General features: G+C 38.7%; 21 protein-coding genes. 6 read left to right on the top strand and 15 right to left on the bottom strand.

Annotation, left to right across the window (positions count from 1 at the left end; all coding sequences use genetic code 11):
- Window positions 1-205: 205 nt before the first annotated feature.
- A complete protein-coding gene (locus ACFINC_RS00905) occupies window positions 206-589 on the top strand; it encodes an MliC family protein (RefSeq protein WP_375615694.1) in 384 nt (127 codons plus the stop codon).
- Window positions 590-606: 17 nt separating this feature from the next.
- Window positions 607-999, top strand: a complete 393-nt coding sequence (locus ACFINC_RS00900; protein ID WP_375615693.1) for an MliC family protein — start codon at window positions 607-609, stop codon at window positions 997-999.
- Window positions 1,000-1,013: 14 nt separating this feature from the next.
- Here ACFINC_RS00900 and mnhG read toward each other — a convergent pair whose 3' ends face one another.
- The 7 genes from mnhG to ACFINC_RS00865 all read right to left on the bottom strand — a co-directional run bounded on the left by mnhG (window position 1,014) and on the right by ACFINC_RS00865 (window position 7,789).
- Window positions 1,014-1,421 carry a monovalent cation/H(+) antiporter subunit G gene (gene mnhG / locus ACFINC_RS00895; protein WP_375615692.1) on the bottom strand — a complete coding sequence of 136 codons (408 nt, stop codon included), beginning with the start codon at window positions 1,419-1,421 and terminating at the stop codon, window positions 1,014-1,016.
- Window positions 1,418-1,699 carry a K+/H+ antiporter subunit F gene (locus ACFINC_RS00890; protein ID WP_375607884.1) on the bottom strand — a complete coding sequence of 94 codons (282 nt, stop codon included), beginning with the start codon at window positions 1,697-1,699 and terminating at the stop codon, window positions 1,418-1,420. Before ACFINC_RS00890 ends, mnhG begins: the two co-directional genes overlap by 4 nt.
- Window positions 1,699-2,181, bottom strand: coding sequence for a Na+/H+ antiporter subunit E (locus tag ACFINC_RS00885; protein WP_375615691.1), 483 nt, complete (start codon window positions 2,179-2,181; stop codon window positions 1,699-1,701). Before ACFINC_RS00885 ends, ACFINC_RS00890 begins: the two co-directional genes overlap by 1 nt.
- Window positions 2,178-3,800 carry a monovalent cation/H+ antiporter subunit D gene (locus ACFINC_RS00880; RefSeq protein WP_375615690.1) on the bottom strand — a complete coding sequence of 541 codons (1,623 nt, stop codon included), beginning with the start codon at window positions 3,798-3,800 and terminating at the stop codon, window positions 2,178-2,180. Before ACFINC_RS00880 ends, ACFINC_RS00885 begins: the two co-directional genes overlap by 4 nt.
- On the bottom strand, window positions 3,800-4,141 hold the full coding sequence (locus ACFINC_RS00875) for a Na+/H+ antiporter subunit C (RefSeq protein WP_375615689.1): 342 nt from the start codon (window positions 4,139-4,141) through the stop codon (window positions 3,800-3,802). Before ACFINC_RS00875 ends, ACFINC_RS00880 begins: the two co-directional genes overlap by 1 nt.
- On the bottom strand, window positions 4,141-7,062 hold the full coding sequence (locus ACFINC_RS00870) for a monovalent cation/H+ antiporter subunit A (RefSeq protein ID WP_375615688.1): 2,922 nt from the start codon (window positions 7,060-7,062) through the stop codon (window positions 4,141-4,143). The genes ACFINC_RS00875 and ACFINC_RS00870 overlap by 1 nt, the downstream gene beginning before the upstream one ends.
- 229 nt (window positions 7,063-7,291) lie before the next feature.
- The gene (locus ACFINC_RS00865) at window positions 7,292-7,789 is read right to left on the bottom strand and encodes a BA14K family protein (RefSeq protein WP_375607889.1); all 498 of its coding nucleotides are present in this window, start codon (window positions 7,787-7,789) and stop codon (window positions 7,292-7,294) included.
- A gap of 166 nt (window positions 7,790-7,955) precedes the next feature.
- Between ACFINC_RS00865 and ACFINC_RS00860 the strand changes: the two genes are divergently transcribed.
- Window positions 7,956-9,053 (top strand): carboxynorspermidine decarboxylase, encoded by a 1,098-nt coding sequence (locus ACFINC_RS00860; protein ID WP_375615756.1) that lies wholly within the window; start codon window positions 7,956-7,958, stop codon window positions 9,051-9,053.
- A 53-nt stretch (window positions 9,054-9,106) separates the two neighbouring features.
- Window positions 9,107-10,345, top strand: coding sequence for a saccharopine dehydrogenase NADP-binding domain-containing protein (locus ACFINC_RS00855; protein WP_375615687.1), 1,239 nt, complete (start codon window positions 9,107-9,109; stop codon window positions 10,343-10,345).
- Window positions 10,346-11,462: 1,117 nt separating this feature from the next.
- Here the strand turns inward: ACFINC_RS00855 and lpdA are convergent.
- The 8 genes from lpdA to ACFINC_RS00815 all read right to left on the bottom strand — a co-directional run bounded on the left by lpdA (window position 11,463) and on the right by ACFINC_RS00815 (window position 22,597).
- On the bottom strand, window positions 11,463-12,869 hold the full coding sequence (gene lpdA, locus ACFINC_RS00850; RefSeq protein WP_375615686.1) for a dihydrolipoyl dehydrogenase: 1,407 nt from the start codon (window positions 12,867-12,869) through the stop codon (window positions 11,463-11,465).
- Between the two features lie 31 nt (window positions 12,870-12,900).
- A complete protein-coding gene (gene odhB, locus ACFINC_RS00845; RefSeq protein ID WP_375615685.1) occupies window positions 12,901-14,112 on the bottom strand; it encodes a 2-oxoglutarate dehydrogenase complex dihydrolipoyllysine-residue succinyltransferase in 1,212 nt (403 codons plus the stop codon).
- A 33-nt stretch (window positions 14,113-14,145) separates the two neighbouring features.
- Window positions 14,146-17,145, bottom strand: coding sequence for a 2-oxoglutarate dehydrogenase E1 component (locus tag ACFINC_RS00840; protein ID WP_375615684.1), 3,000 nt, complete (start codon window positions 17,143-17,145; stop codon window positions 14,146-14,148).
- Window positions 17,146-17,308: 163 nt separating this feature from the next.
- Complete coding sequence (sucD, locus tag ACFINC_RS00835) at window positions 17,309-18,211, bottom strand: succinate--CoA ligase subunit alpha (protein WP_375615683.1); 903 nt, start codon at window positions 18,209-18,211, stop codon at window positions 17,309-17,311.
- A gap of 3 nt (window positions 18,212-18,214) precedes the next feature.
- Window positions 18,215-19,411, bottom strand: a complete 1,197-nt coding sequence (gene sucC / locus ACFINC_RS00830; RefSeq protein ID WP_375615682.1) for an ADP-forming succinate--CoA ligase subunit beta — start codon at window positions 19,409-19,411, stop codon at window positions 18,215-18,217.
- 91 nt (window positions 19,412-19,502) lie between these two features.
- A complete protein-coding gene (mdh, locus tag ACFINC_RS00825; protein ID WP_375615681.1) occupies window positions 19,503-20,465 on the bottom strand; it encodes a malate dehydrogenase in 963 nt (320 codons plus the stop codon).
- Between the two features lie 288 nt (window positions 20,466-20,753).
- On the bottom strand, window positions 20,754-21,953 hold the full coding sequence (zapE, locus tag ACFINC_RS00820; protein WP_375615755.1) for a cell division protein ZapE: 1,200 nt from the start codon (window positions 21,951-21,953) through the stop codon (window positions 20,754-20,756).
- Window positions 21,954-22,051: 98 nt separating this feature from the next.
- Window positions 22,052-22,597, bottom strand: coding sequence for an AprI/Inh family metalloprotease inhibitor (locus tag ACFINC_RS00815; protein WP_375615680.1), 546 nt, complete (start codon window positions 22,595-22,597; stop codon window positions 22,052-22,054).
- 225 nt (window positions 22,598-22,822) lie between these two features.
- Between ACFINC_RS00815 and dapF the strand changes: the two genes are divergently transcribed.
- Complete coding sequence (gene dapF / locus ACFINC_RS00810) at window positions 22,823-23,674, top strand: diaminopimelate epimerase (protein WP_375615679.1); 852 nt, start codon at window positions 22,823-22,825, stop codon at window positions 23,672-23,674.
- Window positions 23,674-24,957 (top strand): tRNA (N(6)-L-threonylcarbamoyladenosine(37)-C(2))-methylthiotransferase MtaB, encoded by a 1,284-nt coding sequence (mtaB, locus tag ACFINC_RS00805; RefSeq protein WP_375615678.1) that lies wholly within the window; start codon window positions 23,674-23,676, stop codon window positions 24,955-24,957. The genes dapF and mtaB overlap by 1 nt, the downstream gene beginning before the upstream one ends.
- Window positions 24,958-24,965 lie beyond the last annotated feature (8 nt).

The raw sequence follows: 24,965 nt of genomic DNA, 5'->3' as shown, positions 1-24,965 counted from the left end.
CTCTTCAAATGAGAGAAAGGTGTAGAGACTGAACGGGCAGCACCTAAAAGGCGTAAGCTTCAAGGTGAAGAGACAGTCCAGACCACAAACAGCCGATAAGGCTGGCGGTGAAAATCGAAGTGGTATGAATCCTGGGGTCGCAGGTTCGAATCCTGCCGTAGACACCATCATATAGGATAAATTACTTTTCATATAGGGAAGCATTATGAAAAAAACTCTACATATTTTAGGATTTTTTTCCTCTTTATTATTTTTCAATGTCAGCTGTGCCTTGGCTGCTTCTTTAATCATTGAGGTATCAGATAATCCAGAAAAACAAACTATAACCTATCAATGTAATATAGGAGGAAATAAAGAACGCGTTGAAGCAACCTATCACAACGCTGACAATATTTCATTAGTTGATTTCAAATGGAAAGGCGATCACATTATCGCTGCTAATGTTATTGCTGCTTCTGGAGCAAAGTATGTGGGGGAGCAATATATTTGGTGGGAAAAAAATAAAGAAGTAACACTTTATGATCTTATTCAAGATCCAGAAGAAAAAAATCCCATCCTCTGTAAGGATGAATCACTGTTATTATTTTAAATAACTGAGGAAATATCATGAAAAAAATTACTTTTATTGTAGGATTTTTTGCTGCTTTAAGTATGCCACTATTCGGTTCACTCAATGCCCTTGCTGGCTCTTTAGTTATTGAGGTACCGGATGATCCAGAACCAACAACAGAAGTTGCTACCTATCAATGCGATACAGGCACAAGTAAAGAGCGTATTGAAGCGACCTATCTCAATGCTGGTAACATTTCACTTGTTGATTTCAAATGGAACGGAAAGCGTATCATCGCTTCCCGTAGCATAAGTGCTTCTGGAGCAAAATATATGGGAGGACCATATATATGGTGGACAAAAGGAAACGAAGCCATACTTTCTGATCTCATTAATGATCCAGAAAATAAAAAACCTATTCAATGTGTAGAAGAACAAAAAACAGAATAAAAAAGCTTATCATCTTAAAAGTCGCTCTGGCTCGTATCACATGATATTTCTTCTGAAGCAGATGTTTGTTCTTCCATCTGACGTGATAAAAGAGCCAGCGGTTTTTTTAATTTATTTTTTGAATAGTGCCGATAAGCCGACGCTTGTGATACGAGCATAGAAGCGACAGGCATTGTTATAAATAAAAAAATCATCAACAAAAATTCATGAAAAACAAAATGATGATCTATAAAAATTGAATAAAGAAACGACGCAATAAGAATACTGCCAGCACCCCAACTTGTACTCAACGAAAGCATATGTAAACGCTTATAAAACGTGGGAAGGCGCACCAATCCTATTGTTCCAATCAATGTGAGACCAGATCCTAATATCAAAAAAAACGTAACAGCAATAGCAACAACAAGCGATACATCCTTCATTCAATAATTTCTCCTCGCATGAGAAATTTTGCCAACGCAATACTTGATACAGGACCCAACAAGCCAATAATAAGCGCCGCAACAAAATAAATAGTTGTTCCTGAACGGATATCGAATGTAAGAAATAAAAGAATAGTGATTATATAAAGAGCATCCAACCCTACAATCCGATCTTGCGCCCGTGGCCCACGAATCAACCGAAACAGTGCAAGAATCATTGCCAAACTTAAAAAAAACTGCGAAAGATAAAGTCCCCAATAAAGGATCACCATACTCATTAAAAAATCTCCAAAAGTAATTGTTCATAGCGTTTTTTGATCAATTTTTGATAATCATATTCATTTTTAAAATTTAAGACATGAAGTAAAAGTTCACTATTTTTTCTATTATAGGCAATCCAAACAGTACCTGGAGTTGCTGAAAGAATACATGCCAAAACAGCTAAAGCTGTACGACTTTCGAGCGAAATGGACACCACAATAAAACCAGACTGATGTTTTCGAGATCTTTTGGTTAAAACGAAGCAAGCCACTGCAATATTTGAAACGATAGAATCGATAAACACGCGAAAAAACAACTGAAAAACTGCCCGCCAACTTTTAATGGTTATCTTTTCCGACTCAAGAAGCCGCATCATCCAGCCCCCAAACAACGCGATGATAACACCTAAAAGAAATTGGCCGAAACTAAAGCCATTTAAGATCAGCCACATAAAAACAATTGCTACGCTAGAAAAAGGGAAAAAATAACAATATTTCATTGATTCATCCCCCTATTTTCTAGAGAAAAATCATCCAAAACGCTTCCAATATAGTTTTGAGGTTCATACAAAGTTCTGGCCGTTTCCAACATATAATGACTAACAGGACCAGCAACAATTGTAATAAGAAAACACAAAGCAAGGAGAACGGCAACAGAAGCAAATTCAATCACCTGCACCCTTGGAATTCTGCCTTCAAGAGAAACCCAAAAAGTTCGAATCCCCGTTCGTGTCATCGCAATTAAAGCCGCAAAACTAGATATGGTAACAAAAATCATAAAAAGCCAATCATGATAAACGGGCAGAGAGGTAGAAATATTTTCTTTACTATAGTTTAAGAGTGCCACGAACATCATAAACTTAGCAACAAAACCAGAAAAAGGTGGTAGACCAATAATCAAAAGTGCACAAAGCCCAAAACAAGCCCCAAGAATTGCCAAAGTTACCGGCAAATAGGTTCCCACTTCATCTTCTTCCTCCTCTTCATCGTCACCATAAACTTCCATTGTAACCGTCAAAACATTGGCTGCCACATCTTGACAACGTTCAACCAACTCCACAACAAGAAAAAAAGCACCAAGTGCCAATGTTGAGGAAACAATATAAAAGAGTGCACCTGCAATCAATGCTGTGTTGCCAATCCCAATCGCTGTCAACAAAGTCCCAGAAGAAACCAAAACACTATAAGCTGCCAAACGTACTAAGACTTGGCTTGCCAACACCCCAATAAAACCAAAAGCCATAGTGGCAAGACCACCGTAAAATAAAACCGTTTGACCAAAATGGCTAAAATGTCCACTTTCAGGCCCAAACCATAACAATGTTAAACGTAAAATAATATAAATACCAACTTTGCTTAAAAGTGCAAAAGAAGCTCCAACGGGCGCTACTGCTGCACTGTACGTTGGCATCAACCAAAAATTCAATGGCCACACTCCTGCTTTAAGCAAGAAAGCAACTCCCAAAAGCGCAGCTCCTATTTCGAATAAAATCATATCGCTAGAGGCTATATATTTTATTTTTACAGCCAAATCAGCCATATTGAGCGTGCCCACAATTCCATAAATAAGCGCCGCGCCAACCAGAAAAAACAATGAAGCAACCAGATTAACCACGACATAATGCAACCCAGCACGCACACGTAACGGACCAGATCCATGCAACGCAAGCCCATAAGAGGCTGTTAACATTACTTCGAAAAATACAAATAAATTAAATAAATCACCTGTCAAAAAAGCGCCGTTTATTCCAACCATGAAAAATTGCATCAATGACTGAAAATGAGAACCCGCTTTATACCAATGTGCTCGTGCAAAAACCAATGCTGCAGTGGTCAACAGACTAGAAAGTAAAAGCATCATAGCACTTAAGCGATCAAGCACCAAAACAATACCGAAAGGGGAAGGCCAATTACCAAGCCGATAAACATCCAAGGCTGGTGCAACTTCAAGAGCACGCCTCACCAATAAAACAGCAATAATAATTAACAATACAGCGGAAAAAATACTTATAAGTGATTTCAGTTTTGAACGGCGTTCATCATAGAAAAGAAGAAGAGCCCCTGTAATTAACGGCAAAAGAATAGGCAAAATAAGAAGATAATGCACGCAAGCTCCCATCACTGTACCTCACGTCCATCAACGTGATCTGAACCTGTTAAACCGCGTGAAACCAACAAGATAACCAAAAATAACGCTGTCGTTGCAAAACTGATCACAATCGCAGTTAAAACCAAAGCCTGAGGAAGAGGATCAGCATAATTAGCTGTATTAATCACTGTAGTAGGATCAACAATTGGCGCCGCATTACTGCGGGGTCTACTCATTGCAAATATGAAAAGATTAACACCATGAGATATTAAAGACAAACCAAGAATGATTTGAAAAGTTCTAGGACGCAAAATAAGCCAAATTCCAGATCCAACAAGAACACCAATAGCCAAAGAAAGAATAATTTCCATCAATTTTCCTTCTCTTTCAAAGCGGGTTTTTTACCGATTCGGTAACTACGAATTGACTGATGTGCAAGTGCAATTAAAATGAGAACCGTTGCTCCCAACACAAGAGAAAACACACCAAAATCAAACAAAAAAGCAGATGCTATAGGAATCTTTCCAATCAACGGCACATGAATATATTGAAAAAATGATGTTAAAAAAGGATACCCAAAAAACAAAGCCCCTATTCCCGTTAGAGCCGATAGCAATAACCCGAAACCCATCCAGCGTAAAGGCAAGACTCTCAAATGGTTTTCTACCCAACGAATATCTTGTGCAAGGTATTGCAAAATAAAGCCTATCGCTAAAGTGACTCCACCGACAAATCCCCCTCCTGGAAGATCATGGCCTCGCACGAATAAATAAACAGCAAAAGCGATAATAACCGGAAAAAGCCACCCCATAATAACAGAAGGAATAACGAGATAATTCAACACTGTATCCCCCACATTCCGATCCGGCTGAGCCTTATCAAAAGCTTCCTGAACACGTTGTTGAAACGGTGCATCAATACTTTCAGGAGCAGGACGGAAGCGACGCAAAAGAGCAAAGACAGTCAGTGAAACAGCCCCCAAAACCACAATTTCTCCCATAGTATCAAAACCACGGAAATCAACCAATAACACATTCACAACATTGCGACCACCAGCACTAGAATAAGCATTCTTCAGAAAAAAATGAGAAACTGTTGTTCCTTGAGGACGTGTCATCACCGCAAAAGAGAGCCATGCAACACCAGCACCTCCCATAATTGCTATGATGAAATCACGGGCACGACGTACACGCACCCAAAAGTGAACAGACGTTGGAGCAGGATTATGCACACGCTTAGGCAACCAACGCAAACCAAGCAATAATAAAACAGCTGTCACGATTTCAACAACCAATTGCGTTATTGCCAAATCGGGCGCAGAAAGCCATAAAAAGGTTGCACAAGTCATTAGTCCTGCTCCCCCCAACAGCATGAGTGAAGCAAGACGGTGAAACTTTGCTTGCCAGGCCACTAAAAGAGCGCACAATCCACCGACTAACCAAAGAGCAAGAAAAGGGATATCAAGTGGAAAAAGTGGTAATCCTCCTAGTGCGATTAAACCATCACACCAAAGCAAAAGACCAACAAAAATAAAACACACACCAAAGATCCAATGCAACTGTATTTGCAAACGGCGTGTTGACAAAACAGATTCCACCGCACGTGCCCATTTCCAAGAAATAATCACAAGAACACGTTCAAAAATACGTGGTCCATTCAAATGACGAAAAAAAGGAGCACCATCATCACAGGATAAAAAATAACGATGCCCGACAACATAGAGCAATCCGCCCCCTAATAAAGCCACCAAGCTCATCATTAATGGCGTATTAATCCCATGCCAAACAGCTAAACTATAAGAGATCTTCATCGGTCCTAAAACAGACACAACAGCATTATCTAAAATAGGCCCGATTGTTAAATTAGGAAAAATACCAACTGCCAAACAAATAAACACCAAAAGCTCCATTGGTAAACGCATAAAATGCGGAGGTTCATGCGGAGTTTTGGGTAATTTATCCGGTTTTGGTCCCCAAAAGACACCATGAATAAAGCGTATAGAATAAGTCACACTAAACAAGCTAGCCAGCGTTGCTACATAAGGAGCAATCCAATCAAGCCATGATTCCATATGCGTTTCAACAGCCTCAGCAAAAAACATTTCTTTCGATAAAAAACCATTTAATAAAGGAACACCAGCCATCGCTGCACTTGCCACTAAAGCAAGAGTTGCTGTAATCGGCATAAAGCGATAAAGGCCTGTCAACTTACGCATATCACGTGTTCCGGTTTCATGATCAATAATGCCAGCAGCCATAAATAAAGAGGCTTTAAAAGTAGCATGATTGGCCATATGAAAAATCGCTGCAACACATGCAAGGGGACTCCCAAGGCTTAAAAGCGTGGTAATCAATCCAAGATGACTAATAGTCGAATAAGCAAGCAGTCCTTTCAAATCTTGCTGAAACATAGAAAAATAAGCTCCAAGAAGAAGTGTTGAAAGTCCTGAAAAGCCAACCAGCAAAAACCAAAGCTCTGTCCCAGAAAGCACGGGCCATAAACGAACCAGCAAAAACAACCCTGCTTTCACCATCGTTGCCGAATGCAAATAAGCCGATACAGGTGTTGGAGCAGCCATCGCGTTGGGTAGCCAAAAATGAAAGGGAAACTGCGCGCTTTTTGTTAATCCTCCCAATAAAATACAAATAAGGACAGGACTATAAAGAGAACTTGACCGGATCACATCTCCAGACTGCAGCACCTTATCCAAATCAAAACTGCCAACAATGTACCCAATCAATAAAACCCCAATAAAAAGGGCAAAACCACCAAAACCTGTAATCGTTAAAGCCATACGCGCCCCTTCACGCGCGCTAGCATTATGATACCAATAACCAATCAACAAAAAAGAAAAAATACTGGTAAGTTCCCAAAAAACAACCAAAAAAACGAGATTACCTGATAAAACAATCCCTGTCATCGAACCCATAAAGGCCAGAAAAAAGGAAAAAAATCGTGGTACAGAATCCGCCGGATCCATATAATAACGCGCATAAACAACAACAAGCAGCCCAATTCCTGTAATGAGCAAGCAAAAAAGCCACGATAGACCATCCATCCGAAGGATTAAATTTCCTCCCCATTCTGGAAGCCAAGAAATATCTAAACGTATAATATGATTTCCACAAACCGCAGGATAAAGCATGATTGTAAAAAAAAGACAGAAAAGTGCGACAATCCCAGCAAACCACGCTTCATTATTTTTTGCTGTCGAACGAAAAAAGCCAATGACAGCACTTCCACCAAAGGGAAGCAAAACGAGCAATACCAACATTGCTTCCCGTATTATCATTCTTTCAGCTCCATACTGCCCTTAAATATTTTGTCATTGACAAAACAAAATTTATATTTCCCCCCCATTCCACACTTAATGATAATAAGATTTAATAAAACTTAAAAGCATTTAAATTTTTCAAAAACAATGCTTGCGTAAAAATACTGCGCACCATACAAGTTTTCTCCTTATTGTAAGAACAATAACGCCCACGACAAGAAGCAATTAAAATTTTATTTAATAATTTCTATCCTTTAAAAAAGTGCGATAAACACTGTTTACGAGGACCATGAAAAGGCTGGAAACTATTATCATTTTTATTATAAGAGCGATAACGCACACGGCAAGATTCAATATGTTGTTTAAGCATCCATGGCTCTTTTTTTTCTAATTTTTCTGAAGAAGAAGCTAAAAACTCTCTTTTAGTATCTGATACAACTTTTAATGATGCGCCTTTTGTGCTTAAGTGCGGAGATGTAACAAATGCCGCTTCAGGATACCACCAATTATCTTTATACTTAACATAACCACGTCGATAATCATGATACCCCTTAAAACCATTAAGTTCTCTACGCCCAGTAAAAATCAAAGATACCGAATCCTCTTGGACAGAGGCGTTAGAAATCAGTTTGGCTTTAGCATCACTCCTATTTTGCACCAAATGAGTAAGAGTGGTTGTTATAATGAAAAAACTGCTAACAAATACAAAAGCTAAAGCATAATATAATTTTTTTTTCATACTCATAACGCAAAACTCAAAATAATAAACGACAGCAGTTACAGAAAGTCTTTCATTGCTAGACAGAAACAGTTTCTTTTCCTAAAATCCTTTTTTCTTGATACATTCTGTTACTCTTTATACTAAACGTTTATCTTGGCAATAAGATCCTTCAAAAAAGAATGAATAAATGATGATAAAAACCCCCTATTATCTTATAGACAAATCGAAACTCATCAAAAATATGCAAACGATTTCTCGCTTACGGGAAATATCCGGAGCAAAAGTTTTGCTTGCTTTGAAATGTTTTGCCACATGGAGTGTTTTTGATTTAATGTCTGAGTTTATGGATGGAACTACATCATCATCCCTTTATGAACTTCATTTAGGAAGAGAAAAGTTTGGCAAAGAAACGCATGCCTATTCGGTTGCTTGGGCCGATCATGAAATTGATGAAGCCTGTGGTTATGCAGATAAAATTATCTTTAACTCAATCCAACAACTTCAACGCTTTTCTAATGCAACAAAAACCATTCAACGAGGTCTAAGATTAAATCCAGGAATTAGTGCATCGAATTTTGATCTTGCCAATCCATCCCGCCCTTTTAGTCGCTTAGGAGAAACAAATCAAAGTGCTATTAAAGAAGTCCTGCCTCTCATCAACGGCTTGATGATCCATAATAATTGTGAAAATGCTGATTTTAATCTTTTTAATCAAATGCTTGGGTATATGGAAGAAAAGTTTTCAGAGCTTTTTTCTGCCGTTGACTGGATAAGCCTTGGCGGCGGAATCCATTTTACCGCTGAAAATTATCCTATAGAAGCTTTCGCAGAACGCTTAAAACACTTTTCCAAAACTCATGGTGTTACGCTTTTTCTAGAACCAGGAGAAGCCGCGATTACCAAAAGCACCACCCTAGAAGTCAGCGTTCTTGACACATTGTATAATCAAAAGAATCTTGCCATCGTCGACAGCTCAATTGAAGCACATATGCTTGACCTTCTCATTTATCGTGAAAATGCCAAATTAGAACCCAATCAAGGAGAATATGAAATTATGATCTGCGGAAAATCCTGCCTTGCCGGTGATGTTTTTGGAACTTTTCAGTTTCCAAAACCTCTTAAAATAGGGGATAGGCTGTCTTTTCAAGATGCAGCAGGGTATACAATGGTCAAGAAAAACTGGTTTAATGGTGTTACAATGCCTGCTATTGTTCTCAAAGAATGCGATGGCACATTAACACTGCAACGCCAGTTTAGCTATAACGACTATCAGGAAAGCCTTTCATAAAAATAACCATAAAAAACGTCATACAACAGTATTAAAAAGGAGATGAACCTACAATGAAGAAAAATGTTCTCATTATTGGTGCTGGAGGTGTTGCACAAGTTGTGGCGCACAAATGTGCTCAAAACAACGATATTCTTGGTGAAATTCACATTGCTTCACGAACGCTCAAAAAATGTGAAGCCATCATTGCTTCTATTAAAGAAAAAAACGCAATGAAAGAACAAGGTGTCTTCAAAAGCCATACACTCAATGCAATGAATGTAGAAGAAACTGTAAAGCTCATCCAAAAAACCAAATGCGAAATTGTCATTAATGTTGGTTCTGCCTTTCTTAATATGTCTATTCTTTCAGCTTGTATCGAAACCAAATGCGCTTATATCGATACTGCCATCCACGAAGATCCTCTTAAAATTTGTGAGACTCCTCCTTGGTATGGCAATTATGAATGGCCACGGCGTCAAGAATGTGAAAAAGCTGGTATCACCGCTATTTTGGGTGCGGGATTTGATCCCGGTGTCGTTAATGCTTACGCAGCATTAGCCCATAAATGTTATTTTGATAAAATCACAGACATCGATATTATCGATATTAATGCTGGGAATCATGGGCGTTGGTTTGCTACAAATTTTGATCCAGAAATTAACTTCCGTGAATTTACAGGACAAGTATGGTCATGGCAAAATAAAAAATGGACTTCCAATAAAATGTTTGAAGTCAGCCATGAATGGGATCTTCCCGTTGTGGGAAAACAAAAAGCCTATATGACAGGACATGATGAAATTCATTCACTTTCCAAAAATCTTGATGTAGAGAATGTCCGTTTCTGGATGGGATTTGGTGATCGTTATATTACTGTTTTTACTGTTCTAAAAAATCTTGGTCTCTTATCTGAACAGCCCATTAAGACAGCAGAAGGACAAGAAGTCGTGCCCTTGAAAGTCGTAAAGGCCGTCTTACCCGACCCTTCCTCTCTCGCCCCAGACTACACAGGAAAAACCTGTATTGGAGATCTTATTAAAGGCGAAAAAGATGGAAAACCGAGAGAAATTTTTATCTATAATATAGCCGATCACAAACAAGCTTTTCATGAAACTGGGGCACAAGGCATTTCCTATACAGCTGGTGTACCAGCAGCCGCAACAGCTCTTCTTATTGCCACAGGTGAATGGGATGTTAAAACAATGGTCAACGTAGAAGAATTACCACCCCACCCTTTCCTCAAATATCTTGATCATATGGGGCTTCCCACTTTTATAAGAGAACAACAAGAGGATAAAAAATTACAATTCTAATACCTATAAAAAGCATAAACTTAATTTTTCAAGTTATCACAAAACTGCCAAATGAAAACAAACTTAATATTCTTATGAAATTATGTTTTTTCAAAAAAATTTTAGCTATTCGTTATATTTTGGTAACATTGGGATTTCTTAAAAACATTAAAGAAGATACAGATCATCTTTTTAAGATATAGCAAACCATGATAAAGAAAAATAGAATGGCAAAAAGAACTGATTTAATCACACTCTATGATCTGCCATTGTCATCAAAAAGATAGTGTTATCAACAAAAGATATAAAAATACCGCTCTTAAAAAAAGAGCGGTATTTTGTAAAATATTTGACATCCATCTTCACCTTAAAGGATGAAAATTTTTAACCGGCGCCAATCATTAAATAATTCAATTCCTCTTAATTTCTCACTTCATATGATTCATCATAATATATAACATTTTGATTTATAATGATACAATTTTCGTTCTTAATTTGAATCATAACGCCGAATACTGTAAAATTCTCTCATCATAAACTCTCTCTTATTGAATCAATTAAAATCTCTTGTCTGCACATCACAAACAAAGAAAGCGTGTAAACAAAAAACGATAAAAGAAAAGCTCCTCTTATGAAAACTCTCGAATAATAAATAGCTTTAGCAATGTTGAGGAATGGAAAAATTTAGGATAGTGTCAGCGTACATTTTTACTAAACGTGAAGATGACAGTTCATAATGAGTTTTATATACTTCACAAGGAATTTTATAGTTATACTATTCACAAACACCATAACGAAATAGCCTCTCGGAGCTTTGAAGAGATATTTTCTTAAAACAAAGCGCGCAAATAGGCTTCTACGCTCCATACCCTAGATATTTTATAACACTATAAAAAATACCTCATACGTAAATTTTTACGTAGACCAAATATCACCGCTCTAAACGATAAGATTTTACAGTACACCACGATAATCAATCAAAATAGCACAATCGAGCTCTAAAACAACAACTATTGAGCATACAACATTAAATGGAATATCTCATTATTGGTTTTATTCCTTCTAAAGTGCTATTGTATGCTTCACAAGCATTTGCTGCCCCCCTTGCTCTTTTTAAAATGTACCTTTTAAAAGATTTTTAAATATGAAGCGGTTTCGCAAATGTTGCTAAAGCTGCTTCACGCACTGCTTCCGATAAGGTAGGATGTGCATGGCAACAACGTCCCAGATCTTCTGATGAACCACCAAATTCCATTAAAACTGCAATTTCATGGATCATTTCACCAGCACCAAATCCAAGAATATGTCCCCCTAGCACCCGATCTGTTTTTTTATCAGAAAGGATTTTAACAAACCCATCACTCTTTTGCATTGCACGTGCACGACCATTAGCCATAAAAGGAAATTTGCCAACATTATACTCAATACCAGCAGTTTTTAATTCTTCTTCTGTTTTTCCTACACTAGCAATTTCCGGCTGAGTATAAACTACACTAGGAATAACATCAAAATTAACATGTCCTTTTTGACCTGCCAAAATTTCTGCCACAGCAACGCCTTCTTCCTCTGCTTTATGGGCTAACATTGGCCCTTTTACGACATCACCAATCGCATAAATTCCTGGAACATTCGTCTGCCAATGAGCATCAATTGCTATAAATCCGCGTTCATCTAACTGAACACCAGCCTCTTGTAAGCCAAGCCCCTCTGTATAGGGAGAACGTCCAGTAGCAATAAGCACAACATCAGCCTCTAAAGTTTCAGCCTCCCCCCCTTTGACAGTTTCAAAGCTCACCTGAGCCGTTGAGCCAGATTGTGTAATGGCTGTTACCTTTGCACCAGTTTTATATTCAATTCCTTGTTTTTCCATTAACTTCTGAAATTGCCGTGAAATTTCACCATCCATTGAACCCAAAATTTTATTATGATATTCAATAATGGTCACTTTAGCACCTAAACGGCTCCAAACTGATCCAAGTTCTGAACCAATAACACCAGCACCCACGACAATCATACGCGCAGGTACCTTTTCAAGTGAAAGCGCTCCCGTAGAAGAGACGATAGTCTTTTCATCAATTTCAACATTCACCCCTGGAATGCCCGAACTCTCCGAACCTGTCGCAATAATAATATTTTTTGTTTCAATCGTTTGTTTATTACCATCCTTGGCAACAACTTCCACATGACTCGCACTTAAAATTTTAGCTGTTCCCAAAAAAGTATCAATTTTATTTTTTTTCATCAAAAAAGAAACACCACTTGTATTGGCTGTCACTACAGCTTTCTTATGAACCATCATTTGTTCAAGATTAAGCTTAGGTTTCCCAATAGAAATACCAAGCGTTTCAAAACCATGCTGGATTTCAGCAAACACTTCTGAAGCATGCAACAATGCTTTAGAAGGAATACAACCAACATTGAGACATGTTCCCCCTAATGTTGTACGCTTTTCAATAATCGCTACTTTAAGCCCTAGTTGTGCCGCCTTTATTGCTGCTACATAACCACCTGGACCCGCTCCGATCACAGCCACATCATAAGACATCCGTTTCTCCTTTCATCCTGAAAACTGTATTTTACAAATCAAGAACAAGGCGTTCCGGATCTTCTAAGCTTTCCTTAACACGCACAAGGAAAGTTACAGCTTCTTGCCCATCCACAATACGGTGATCATAAGAAAGCGCTAAATACATCATGGGTCGGATTACCACTTGGCCCTCAACAACCATTGCTCGCTCTTTAATCGCATGCATTCCCAAAATACCAGATTGTGGTGCATTCAAAATCGGTGTCGACATCAACGACCCATACACACCACCATTGGTAATGGTAAAAGTTCCGCCTTGCATATCAGAAACAGCTAATTTTCCATCACGCGCAAGACGTCCCAAACGGCCAATTTCTTTTTCAATCTCTGCCAATGACATTTGATCTGCATCACGTACCACTGGAACGACAAGCCCTTTATCCGTTCCAACAGCAATTCCAACATTGACATAGTTTTTGTAAACAATATCTGTTCCATCAATTTCGGCATTAACAGCAGGAAGTTCTTTCAATGCATGACAAACAGCCTTAGTAAAAAAACCCATAAAACCAAGTTTAACACCATGTTTCTTTTCAAAAAGGTCCTTATAACGCTTGCGCAAATCCATCACCGCTGACATATCAACCTCATTAAATGTGGTTAACATTGCTGCTACATTTTGCGCATCTTTAAGACGGCGCGCAATTGTTTGACGCAATTTCGTCATACGAACCCGCTCTTCACGTATTTCTTGGACAGGAATTACCGAAGAACTTGTCGCAGAAGAAGAAAGTGTAGAGACGCTTGCTCTTTGTTCTAATCCACCAAGAACATCTTCTTTAAGAATTTGTCCACGTTTTCCAGAACCTGAAATATCGCTTTTTGCAACATTATTTTCAGCCATTAACTTTGCTGCCGAAGGTGAAGGAGGCATAGTGCTGCTCGAAGCAGGCTTCTCTGATTCAGATGAAGCAACTGGAACAGGTGCAGCAGAAGACGAAAATGATTGGGAGACACCAGCTTCGCCAGCTTCCACCGCTCCTAAAAGAGCATTCACTTCAACCGTATCGCCTTCTTTTGCGATGATTTCAGATAACTTCCCCGCAACAGGAGAAGGAACTTCAACTGTTACCTTATCAGTTTCTAATTCAACCAAAGGCTCATCCATAGCGACAGCTTCGCCAAGTTTTTTAAACCATTTGCCAACCGTTGCTTCAGTAACCGATTCGCCTAAAGTAGGAACACGGATTTCAGTAGTCATAATATTCTTTCCATACATCAGAGTAATAATAAGTTAAGAACCTAACGCGTCTTTAAGAAACGCAGCCAGTTGCTCAAGGTGTTTCACCATCAACCCAGAGGCCGGTGATGCACTCGCAGGACGTCCAGCATAACGAGCACGTGAATATTGCGCATTAATATGTGTCAAAACCCATTCCAAATAAGGCTCAATAAATGACCACGCCCCCATGTTTTTTGGTTCCTCTTGGCACCAAAAAACTTCTGCCTGCAAAAAGCGCGATAACACATTCACCAAAACTTTTGCAGGAAAAGGATAAAGTTGTTCAACACGAAGGAGATAAACATCATCGATACCCTTTTTTTCACGTTCTTCATAAAGGTCGTAATAAACCTTGCCCGTACAAAGAACGATACGACGAATTTTATTATCCTTTTGCAATTTAACGACAGAATCTTTGAGACATTCTGCATCATCAAGCAACACACGACGGAAACTCGTTTCTGGTCCCATTTCATCGAGAAAAGAAATAGCCCGCTTATGACGTAAAAGTGATTTTGGTGTCATTAAAATCAAAGGCTTACGGAAATCACGCTTAATTTGTCGACGCAAAATATGAAAATAATTTGCAGGAGTTGTACAATTAGCAACCTGCATATTATCTTCCGCACAAAGTTGAAGAAACCGTTCTAAACGTGCAGAAGAATGCTCCGGTCCTTGCCCTTCAAAACCATGAGGCAATAAGCACACAAGACCAGACATACGAAGCCACTTACGCTCTGCGGATGAAATAAATTGATCAAAAATGACCTGTGCACCATTAGAAAAATCACCAAATTGAGCTTCCCAAAGTGTTAATCCTCGCGGTTCAGCAAGAGAATACCCATATTCAAAACCAAGAACAGCTTCTTCAGAAAGCATAGAATTAACAACTTCATAAAGCGCTTGCCCCTTTTGTAAATGATTCAAAGGAATATAACGCGCTTCATTCTCTTGATCATAAAGAACTGAATGACGTTGTGAAAAAGTTCCACGTTCAACGTCCTCACCAGAAAGACGAACCGGCGCTCCTTCCAAACAAAGTGAACCAAAAGCTAAAGCTTCAGCAGTTGCCCAGTCAATTCCTTCACCGGTTTCAAACATTTTAGTACGGTTGTTTAAAAAACGCTGAATGGTTTTGTGAACATGAAAACCTTCTGGAATTTCGACAAGTTTTTGACCAATTTCCTTTAAAGTTTTTAACTCAACACCCGTTGTTTTGGAATTTTGCTCATCAGCATTACTAAAAGCTTTGATTCCCGTCCAACTTCCATCAAGCCAATCAGCCTTATTAGGCTTATAAGAAACACTTGCTTCAAACTCACCTTCAAGCTTATCGCGCCATAATTTTTTTTGTTGTTCAATTTCTTCTGAAGTAACTATTCCTTCTGCAATCAATTGGTCACCATAAAGCTGAAGAGTTGTTTTATGATTACGAATTGCCTTATACATAAGTGGCTGCGTAAAGGAAGGTTCATCACCTTCATTATGCCCATAACGGCGATAACAAAACATATCAATGACCACCGGTTTATGGAAAATTTGACGAAATTCTGTTGCTACTTTAGCAACAAAAACAACAGCCTCAGGATCATCACCATTCACATGGAAAATTGGTGCATCAATCATTTTTGCGACATCTGATGGATAAGGCGAAGAACGTGAAAAACGTGGAGCTGTTGTAAAACCAATCTGATTATTGATAATAACATGAAGTGAGCCTGCAACACGATAACCTTTAAGACCTGAAAGACCAAAAGTTTCTTGGATAACGCCTTGTCCTGCAAAAGCAGCATCACCATGAATAAGCAATGGCAACACTTTTGAACGCTCACTTAATGGGAGCGAATCAGTGTGCGTAGGTCCCACAAGTTGATCTTGTTTAGCACGAGCTTTTCCCATAACAACCGGATCAACAATCTCAAGATGAGAAGGATTAGGCAAAAGCGATAAATGAATTTTATTCCCATCAAAATCCAAATCAGCGGTAGTTCCTAAATGATATTTAACATCACCTGATCCTTCTACATCATCAGGCTTATAAGATCCGCCTTTGAATTCATGAAAGATAGCTCTATGTGGCTTGGCGAGAACTTGTGAAAGAACATTTAAACGACCACGGTGTGCCATTCCTAAAATAACTTCCCTAACCCCTAAAGCACTACCACATTTAATAATCTGTTCAAGAGCAGGAATCAGCGCTTCACCACCATCTAATCCAAAACGCTTTGTGCCTTTATATTTAGTATCTAAAAATTGTTCGAACCCTTCTGCTTGAATAAGCTTATTCAGGATAGCCTTCTTGTCTTGTTGTGTGAAAGCAATTTTATTATCTCGCCCTTCAATGCGCTCTTGAAGCCATGCTTTCTGAACCGGATCAGAAACATGCATATATTCCACACCGATTGTTGAACAATAGGTACGATTGAGGATCTCAAGCATTTGTGGAATAGTTGCATATTCCAACCCTAAAACATTATCAATAAAAATGGGACGCTCGTAATCAGCTGGAGTAAAGCCATAAGCCTCAGGAGAAAGTTCCTTATAATCTTCCAATTTTTCTGCCAATTGAAGAGGATCAAGCCGCGCACGAAGATGCCCTCGTGCTCGAAACGCACGAATCATCATAATTGCATGAACAGAATCACGCGTTGCACGAATAATATCTTGTGCACTGGAAGTTTTTTCCTTTTTTGCAGCACCTGTTACTGCTTTTTCCTTTAATTTATCACCAAGATATTTTTCAAGAGAAGACCAATCACCATCAAGAGCAGAAACCAACTCACCACCCGCCTTTAATGGCCAATGATCACGTTGCCATGTCGCTCCTTCAGCATTTTTGAGAACATCTTCTTTGTTATCATGAAGGCCTTCAAAAAAAGCACGCCACTGTGAATCAACACTGGTGTGATCTTTTTCATATTGAGCATAAAGTTGATCTATATAATCCGCATTCCCACCATAAAGAAATGACGTCTGTGCAAAAAGACTATTTATCTCATCCTGCCTTGCCATATACCTCTCCGGAACATCTATTCCGTCTCCTTATATCTTTTTTCGACCTTTCAATGCTCACAAAGCAAGCGACGCTTTGAACATTCAAAAAAGTTTTACCTTTTTATACTCAAGTTTTTTCACCTGAATTAAGAATATATTCTTATTCAGGTGAAATTTTCTTTTAGCCTTTCAAAACTGACATCAAAGTCTTACCTATCTGTGATGGTGAAGGAGAAACACGAATCCCAGCGGATTCCATTGCCGCAATTTTATCTTCTGCTCCACCTTTACCACCAGAAATGACAGCACCAGCATGTCCCATTGTACGTCCTGGAGGAGCCGTACGACCAGCAATAAAGCCAACAACTGGCTTTTTACGACCTTTTCTTGCTTCATCTTGCAGAAACTGTGCGGCCTCTTCTTCAGCAGAACCACCAATTTCACCAATCATAACAATAGACTGGGTTTCATCATCCGCTAAAAACATTTCCAACACATCAATAAATTCAGTACCCTTAACAGGATCACCACCAATGCCTATAGCCGTTGTTTGTCCGAGACCTTCCTGACTCGTTTGAAAAACTGCTTCATAAGTCAAAGTTCCCGACCGTGAGACAACCCCAACAGAACCTTTTCTAAAAATAGAACCAGGCATAATACCAATTTTACATTCGTTTGGCGTGAGAATACCAGGACAATTAGGACCAATAAGACGAGATTTTGAGTTTTCTAATCGCGCCTTTACTTTCACCATATCCATAACAGGAATACCTTCCGTAATACAGATAATTAAACGAACTTCAGCTTCAATAGCTTCTATAATAGCTGCCGCAGCCCCTGCAGGAGGAACATAAATAACGGAAGCATCCGCGCCTGTTTTTTCTTTTGCTTCTGCAACATTAGCAAAGATAGGAAGAGTTTCACCTTTTGAACCTTCCCATGTTTCTCCACCTTTTTTAGGATTAACGCCACCAACCATTTGCGTGCCATGATAAGCAAGCGCCTGTTCTGTATGAAATGTTCCTGTTTTTCCTGTAAGCCCTTGAACGAGAACTTTCGTCTCTTTATTCACCAGAATCGACATAACTTACGCTCCCTTCACGGCTGCAACAATTTTTTGAGCAGCATCATCTAAATCATCAGCAGGAATAACATTCAAACCACTATCATTGATAATCGCTTTTCCCTGCTCAACATTAGTGCCTTCAAGACGAACAACCAAGGGAACCTTTAAACCAACCTCACGAACAGCAGCAACCACACCTTCAGCAATGACATCACAACGCATAATACCACCAAAAATGTTAACCAAAATGCCCTTAACATTTGGATCGGCCGTAATAATCTTAAAAGCAGCTGTCACCTTTTCTTTTGATGCTCCACCACCAACATCCAAAAAATTCGCCGGCTCAGCTCCGTAAAGTTTAATGATATCCATTGTTGCCATAGCAAGACCAGCGCCATTGACCATACAACCAATTGTGCCCTCAAGAGCAACATAAGCAAGATCATGCTTTGAAGCTTCGATTTCTTTTGGATCTTCTTCTGAAAGATCGCGCAATTCTAAAATATCTGGATGACGAAATAGAGCATTATTATCAAAAGAAACTTTCGCATCAAGAACGCGCAAGTGACCATCTTTCATCACAATAAGCGGATTGATTTCTAAAAGGCTCATATCTTTTTCACAAAATGCCTTATAGAGAATCGGAAAAAGCTTTTCACCATCTTCCCGTGCACTATCGCGCAATTCCAATGCATCACAAAGCCTTGCACAATCATCAGAAGTAACACCCTCTACAGCATCAATAGGCAGCGTGAATATTTTTTCTGGTGTCTCTTCAGCAACTGTTTCAATATCCATTCCACCTTCTGTTGAAACAACAAAAGCAATCCGACCAACGCTACGATCAACCAAAAGTGAAAGATAAAGCTCCCGTTCAATATCGGCACCATCTTCAATATAAAGGCGATTGACCTGCTTACCCTCTGGACCTGTTTGTTTTGTTACCAACGTTTTCCCAAGCATTTCTTGAACATTTGCAACAACTTCTTCAACAGATTGTGCAAGCCGAACACCACCCTTTGCATCAGAACCAAGTTCTTTAAACTTACCCTTACCACGACCACCAGCGTGTATCTGACTTTTAACCACATAGAGAGGTCCGGGTAATTTTTTTGCCCATTTTTCAGCTTGCTCTACAGAATAAACAGCAACACCATTTGCAATTGGTGCTCCATATTCATGAAGCAGACGTTTGGCCTGATACTCATGGATATTCATGCATTTGTCCTTTTCTTTTATGGATTATTATTAATCCTAAAGTTATAATATTCTAAATACTTTAATTTTAATGAACAAAATCCTGTTCAATTTACTTGAGACTAGGCACAAGAGCAATACAAGCTTCACAAAGCTTTTTAACCGCATTTACTGAATAATCAAAAGCATCTCTTTCCTCTTTATCAAGATCAATTTCAATGACCCGTTCAACACCACCTGCACCAAGTACAACAGGAACACCAACGTATGTATCGTTAACCCCATATTCCCCTGAAAGATAGGCTGCAACAGGCACAACACGCTTAGTATCCTTTAAATAGGCTTCAGCCATACAAACAGCAGAAGCTGCTGGTGCATAATAAGCAGAACCTGTTTTTAACAAACTAACAACCTCTGCACCACCATCACGGGTACGTTGAATAATTTGATCAATTCTTTCCTGTGTTGTCCAACCCATTTTAACAAGATCAGGCAAAGAAATACCACCAACTGTTGAATAACGCACCAAGGGCACCATTGAATCACCATGCCCACCTAAAACAAAAGCTGTCACATCTTTGACAGAGACTTTAAATTCTTCAGATAAAAAGTAACGAAAACGCGCTGAATCCAGAATACCAGCCATACCAACCACTTTATGCACCGGAAGACCTGAAAATTTCTGCAATGCCCATACCATTACATCAAGGGGATTTGTAACACAAATAACAAAAGCTGAAGGTGCATATTTTTTAATTCCAGCACCAACTTGTTCCATAACTTTTAGATTAACACCCAAAAGATCATCACGGCTCATACCAGGTTTCCGTGCAACCCCTGCTGTTACAATAACAACATCAACCCCTTCAATTGCATCATAAGCATTTGCCCCTTTTAAATGAACATCGAAACTATCAACAGGTGAGGACTCAGCAATATCAAGAGCTTTACCTTGTGGTACACCTTCTGCAATATCAAACAAGATAACATCACCAAGCTCTTTAAGCCCAATAATATGTGCCAAAGTACCACCAATCATACCTGAACCAATGAGAGCTATTTTTTTTCGTACCATTTTATTTTTTCCTAACTTTTAGACAATCCAGCGCACACTCATTTGCGTCCGTATACTGAATATTTTTGAATTCAACCATATTTAAACAATATCATAAAAAGGAGTAAAGAAATGAAGTTTACAAATTTCTCTCTTCACAAAAACAATAACCCTCCGCACAAACAACTATTAGAAAATTATCATGATGTATCGATAAAGTGAATTTTAAAAAAATACAACAGAATTATTGCATATCTTTAATTTCAAAGAGTTATTATTTTTACAGTTTACGTAAAGGTAAAAGTATAATCAACGCTTCTTCTTCAAAAGAAAATGTTCTTCCCAAAGTTTCAAATAATCGTGACTTTGCATTTCAAAAAGACGTGACTGTGTTCTTTGAAACTCAAATGTTTCCGTGATCTGCGCATGCCCCTTATACAAATGCTCCACATCTGCTGCTGCAGACATAAATAATCGTATGTGGCGCTCATAAAGAATATCAATAAGCAAAATAAACCGTTTTGTTTCATTGCGACATGTATCATCCATAACCGGTACATTATCGATAAAAATCGTATGATAACGCTCGCCTAATACCAAATACTCAGCCGCTGCCAAAGGCTGTACACACAAATCTCGATAATCAAAGCGTGCACATCCCGCACCAAAACGCGGAATAGGAATAAGGCGCCCTTTTATAGAAAGCTCATCAGATATCTCCTTATTTCCTTGCAATACAAGTGCCCATGCTTGATCCATGCATTCATCTGCTTTTTTCCCTAAAGGTGTTACATACACAGGCTGTAGATTTGATTTTTCAAGACGATAATCTGTTTTTGCATCAAGATTAACAACACAAACATATGCTTTCAAAATTTGAATAAAAGGCAAAAAGAGTTCGCGATTTAAACCGTTATAATAAAGGTTATCGGGCGCCACATTTGAAGTTGCAATAAAGAAAATTCCTTTGTCAAACAAAGCAGAAATAAGCCGCCCCAACACCATAGCATCAGCAATATCTGTTACACTAAATTCATCAAAACAAAGCACCTTTGCTTCTCTTGCAATATCTTCAGCAACAGCTAAAATAGGATTATCTTGTTTAGATTTTGTACGCCCAGATGCTTGACGATAAAAATTAATGCGCTCATGCACATCAGCCATAAAGTCATTAAAATGGGCGCGCTTTTTATGACCTTTCGGCAAACAAGAAAAGAACAAATCCATCAGCATGGTTTTGCCCCGTCCTACTTCACCATAAATATACAGCCCCTGAAAAGATCCATTTTCATCCCCTTGTTTTGCAACACGAGCAATATTTTGTTTTTTCCTTTTAAGTATTCTTTTTAAAAAAGACCAAAATACCCAAAACCAAGGACGAGAAACATTTTGTTCCTCAATTTTTTTTAATAAATGATCAAAATGCTCTGTTACAACTAATTGAGCTGGATCAAAACAAACTTCTCCTTCAGAGACCAACTCCTTATAGCGTGTTGAAACGAGAATCATCCAAACAACCTTTTTCAAACCGTTCTCAATGAAAAATACAAATTCTTTTCACGAATCTGTTTCTATAACTTACTTTTTCATAAACGGTCAAAAATGATCTAACGGCTTAAAACAACATGACGATCGTCAAGTGTACGTCCCTCAAAACGATCAACACTTGAAGAATAAAGAGCAACGATAACACGTCCAGAGTTATTATAAAAATATAATTTTTTTCCTTTAACCGCCCACGATCTTACTTGAGAAACAATCCCTGGACAGTGTAAAGGACCAGCACGGTACCCTTGTCCAAACTTTGTTTGTGGCGTCGCAATTCGGCAAACCTTACCCCCCATAGAAAGACTCCATACCCCAGCAATACTTGCAGGAAATAAATCAGTGGCATTGCTTGGCAATTCGAGACTAACCATTCGTCCATCACTCTGAGAATCTCCTTTTTCATACATCGAAGTATTTGCATCTTCAGATATCGACGAAGAAGCAGACGACAGATCAGACGCTTCCAATATTGTCGTTTGTTGAGATGGATAAAAAACTTCTAATGCGTTACTATTGTCATTACTACCAAACCGCGCTGTTGAACATCCCTCTAAAAGCATTACAGTTGATAGTGCAACGAAAAACGAAATTTTTGAAAACGACATATCTGTACTCTCTCCCACAGCAATAAATAAGCTTATAAAAAATCAAGTGAATATTTGTTATAGTTACAAAGATAAATTAACAAATGAAAAAAAACAGGATTAAAATTACTTATTTTAAATGAAATAATTTATATACCCAGTTTTATATTTATTAAACACTAGAAATTTATAAGATTTTCAGTCATATATCCCTTAATAAGTAATCATTAGAAATAGAGAAATTTCATGAAAACGCCATTTAGCAAAATGGACGGTCTTGGAAATCAAATTATTGTTGCGGATATGCGTGAAAGCGCACATGCTTTTACACCACAAGCAATCCTTGCTTTATCGGTAGATCCCGAAATGCATTTTGATCAAATCATGGCTATCCACACACCAACCCAGAAAGAAGCTGACTTCCGCATCGAAATATGGAATGCTGATGGTTCGAAAGCTAAAGCTTGTGGCAATGGTACCCGCTGTGTTATTGCATGGCTCACAGACCACAATTTTGGTGAAAATTTTCGTTTAGAAACCCCTGCTGGCATTATTGAAGGAAAACGCCAAACCGGCAATCTTATCTCTGTTGATATGGGATGCCCAAATTTCAATGCAAAAGAAATGCCTGTTTCACGTGAAATCATTGATACCAATCACGTAGAAATTACGGCTGGTCCTCTAAAAGATGCTTGCCTTATATCCATTGGCAATCTCCATGCTATCTTTTTTATTGAAAATGATATTCAACATTTTCCTTTAGAAAAATATGGACCCAAACTTGAACATGATCCCCTGTTTCCAGAACGGTGTAATATTTCCATTGCTTGCATAACGTCAAAGAAAAGTCTAAATTTACGCACATGGGAGAGAGGGGCAGGATTAACACAAGCATGTGGGAGTGCTGCTTGTGCAAGTGCTGTGGCTGCTTATCGTCGTGGACTTACAGAGCGCCATGTTGATGTGAATTTACCAAAGGGAACACTTAATATTTTTTACCGAGAAGACGATCATATTATCATGACAGGACCAATAAAATATCAATTTAGTGGTTTTTTAAGCTCTTTAACAGGGTGCTACAAAAAGGATCACTCCTGATGGCAGTAGAAATTGTAACTTTTGGTTGTCGACTCAATAGCTACGAATCGGAAATAATTCGCAAAGAAAGCACTTCTTCAGGGCTAGACCAGCTTAAAGATGGTGCTATTATTTTTAATACCTGCGCTGTCACTGCCGAAGCCGTACGACAAGCAAAACAAGCTATCCGCAAAGCCCGCCGTGAAAATCCTCATGCGCGCATCATTGTAACAGGATGTGCAGCCCAAACAGAAGCACAAAATTTTGCCTCAATGACAGAAGTGGATCTCGTTTTAGGAAACGAAGATAAACTTCACGCCCATTCTTATCGTAAACTTCCTGATTTTGGTATTAACCATTCCGAAAAGGTTCGTATCAATGATATCATGGAAGTGAAAAAAATTGCTCCACATATGGTTAGTGCAATGCAAGAACGTACCCGCGCTTTTGTACAGGTACAAAACGGATGCGATCACCGCTGTACATTTTGCATTATTCCTTATGGACGTGGACCATCTCGTTCAGTTCCCATGGGTGCTGTCATAGAACAAATTAAAAAGCTGACAGATGTGGGTATTCAAGAGGTGGTCCTTACAGGTGTTGACCTTACAAGTTATGGCCACGATCTTCCTGGAAAAGCTACTCTAGGAAAATTAACTTCAGCTATTTTGCATCATATTCCTGACTTAGCGCGATTACGCCTCTCATCTATTGACTCTATTGAAGCAGATGAAGAACTCATAAATCTTTTAGCCTATGAAAAAAGAATCATGCCACATTTGCATTTATCCTTGCAAGCAGGTGATAATATGATTTTAAAACGGATGAAACGACGGCATTTGCGTGAACATGCCATTCAATTTTGCCAAGAACTGCATGCCAAACGTCCTACAATGGTTTATGGTGCCGACTTAATTGCTGGTTTTCCTACCGAAACAGAAGAGATGTTTCAAAACAGTCTTGCTTTGATTAAAGAATGTAATTTAACCCACCTACATGTCTTTCCTTTTAGTCCAAGAGAAGGAACACCTGCCGCACGTATGCCACAAATCAACCGTAAAATAGTGAAAATGCGTGCTGAAAGACTGCGTAAAGCAGGTGAGGAGGCTTACCAAAAGCATCTTGCTCATTTAAAAAACAGTCAACAAACAATTCTCGTTGAAAAAGATGAAATCGGACGAACGGAAGATTATACTCTTGTACAAATTAAAGGTGTAAAAGCAGGAACAATTGTTCAAGCCCTTATCGTTGACCATGATGGCGATAAATTAATTGCTGTCCTTCCAAAATTAAACGCTGCTTGAACAGGAAA

The sequence above is a fragment of the Bartonella sp. AP58NXGY genome, assembly GCF_042195785.1.
GTDB lineage: Bacteria > Pseudomonadota > Alphaproteobacteria > Rhizobiales > Rhizobiaceae > Bartonella.
The sequence above is the reverse complement of the archived record's forward strand: the minus strand, read 5'-3'. Positions and strand labels throughout refer to the sequence as shown.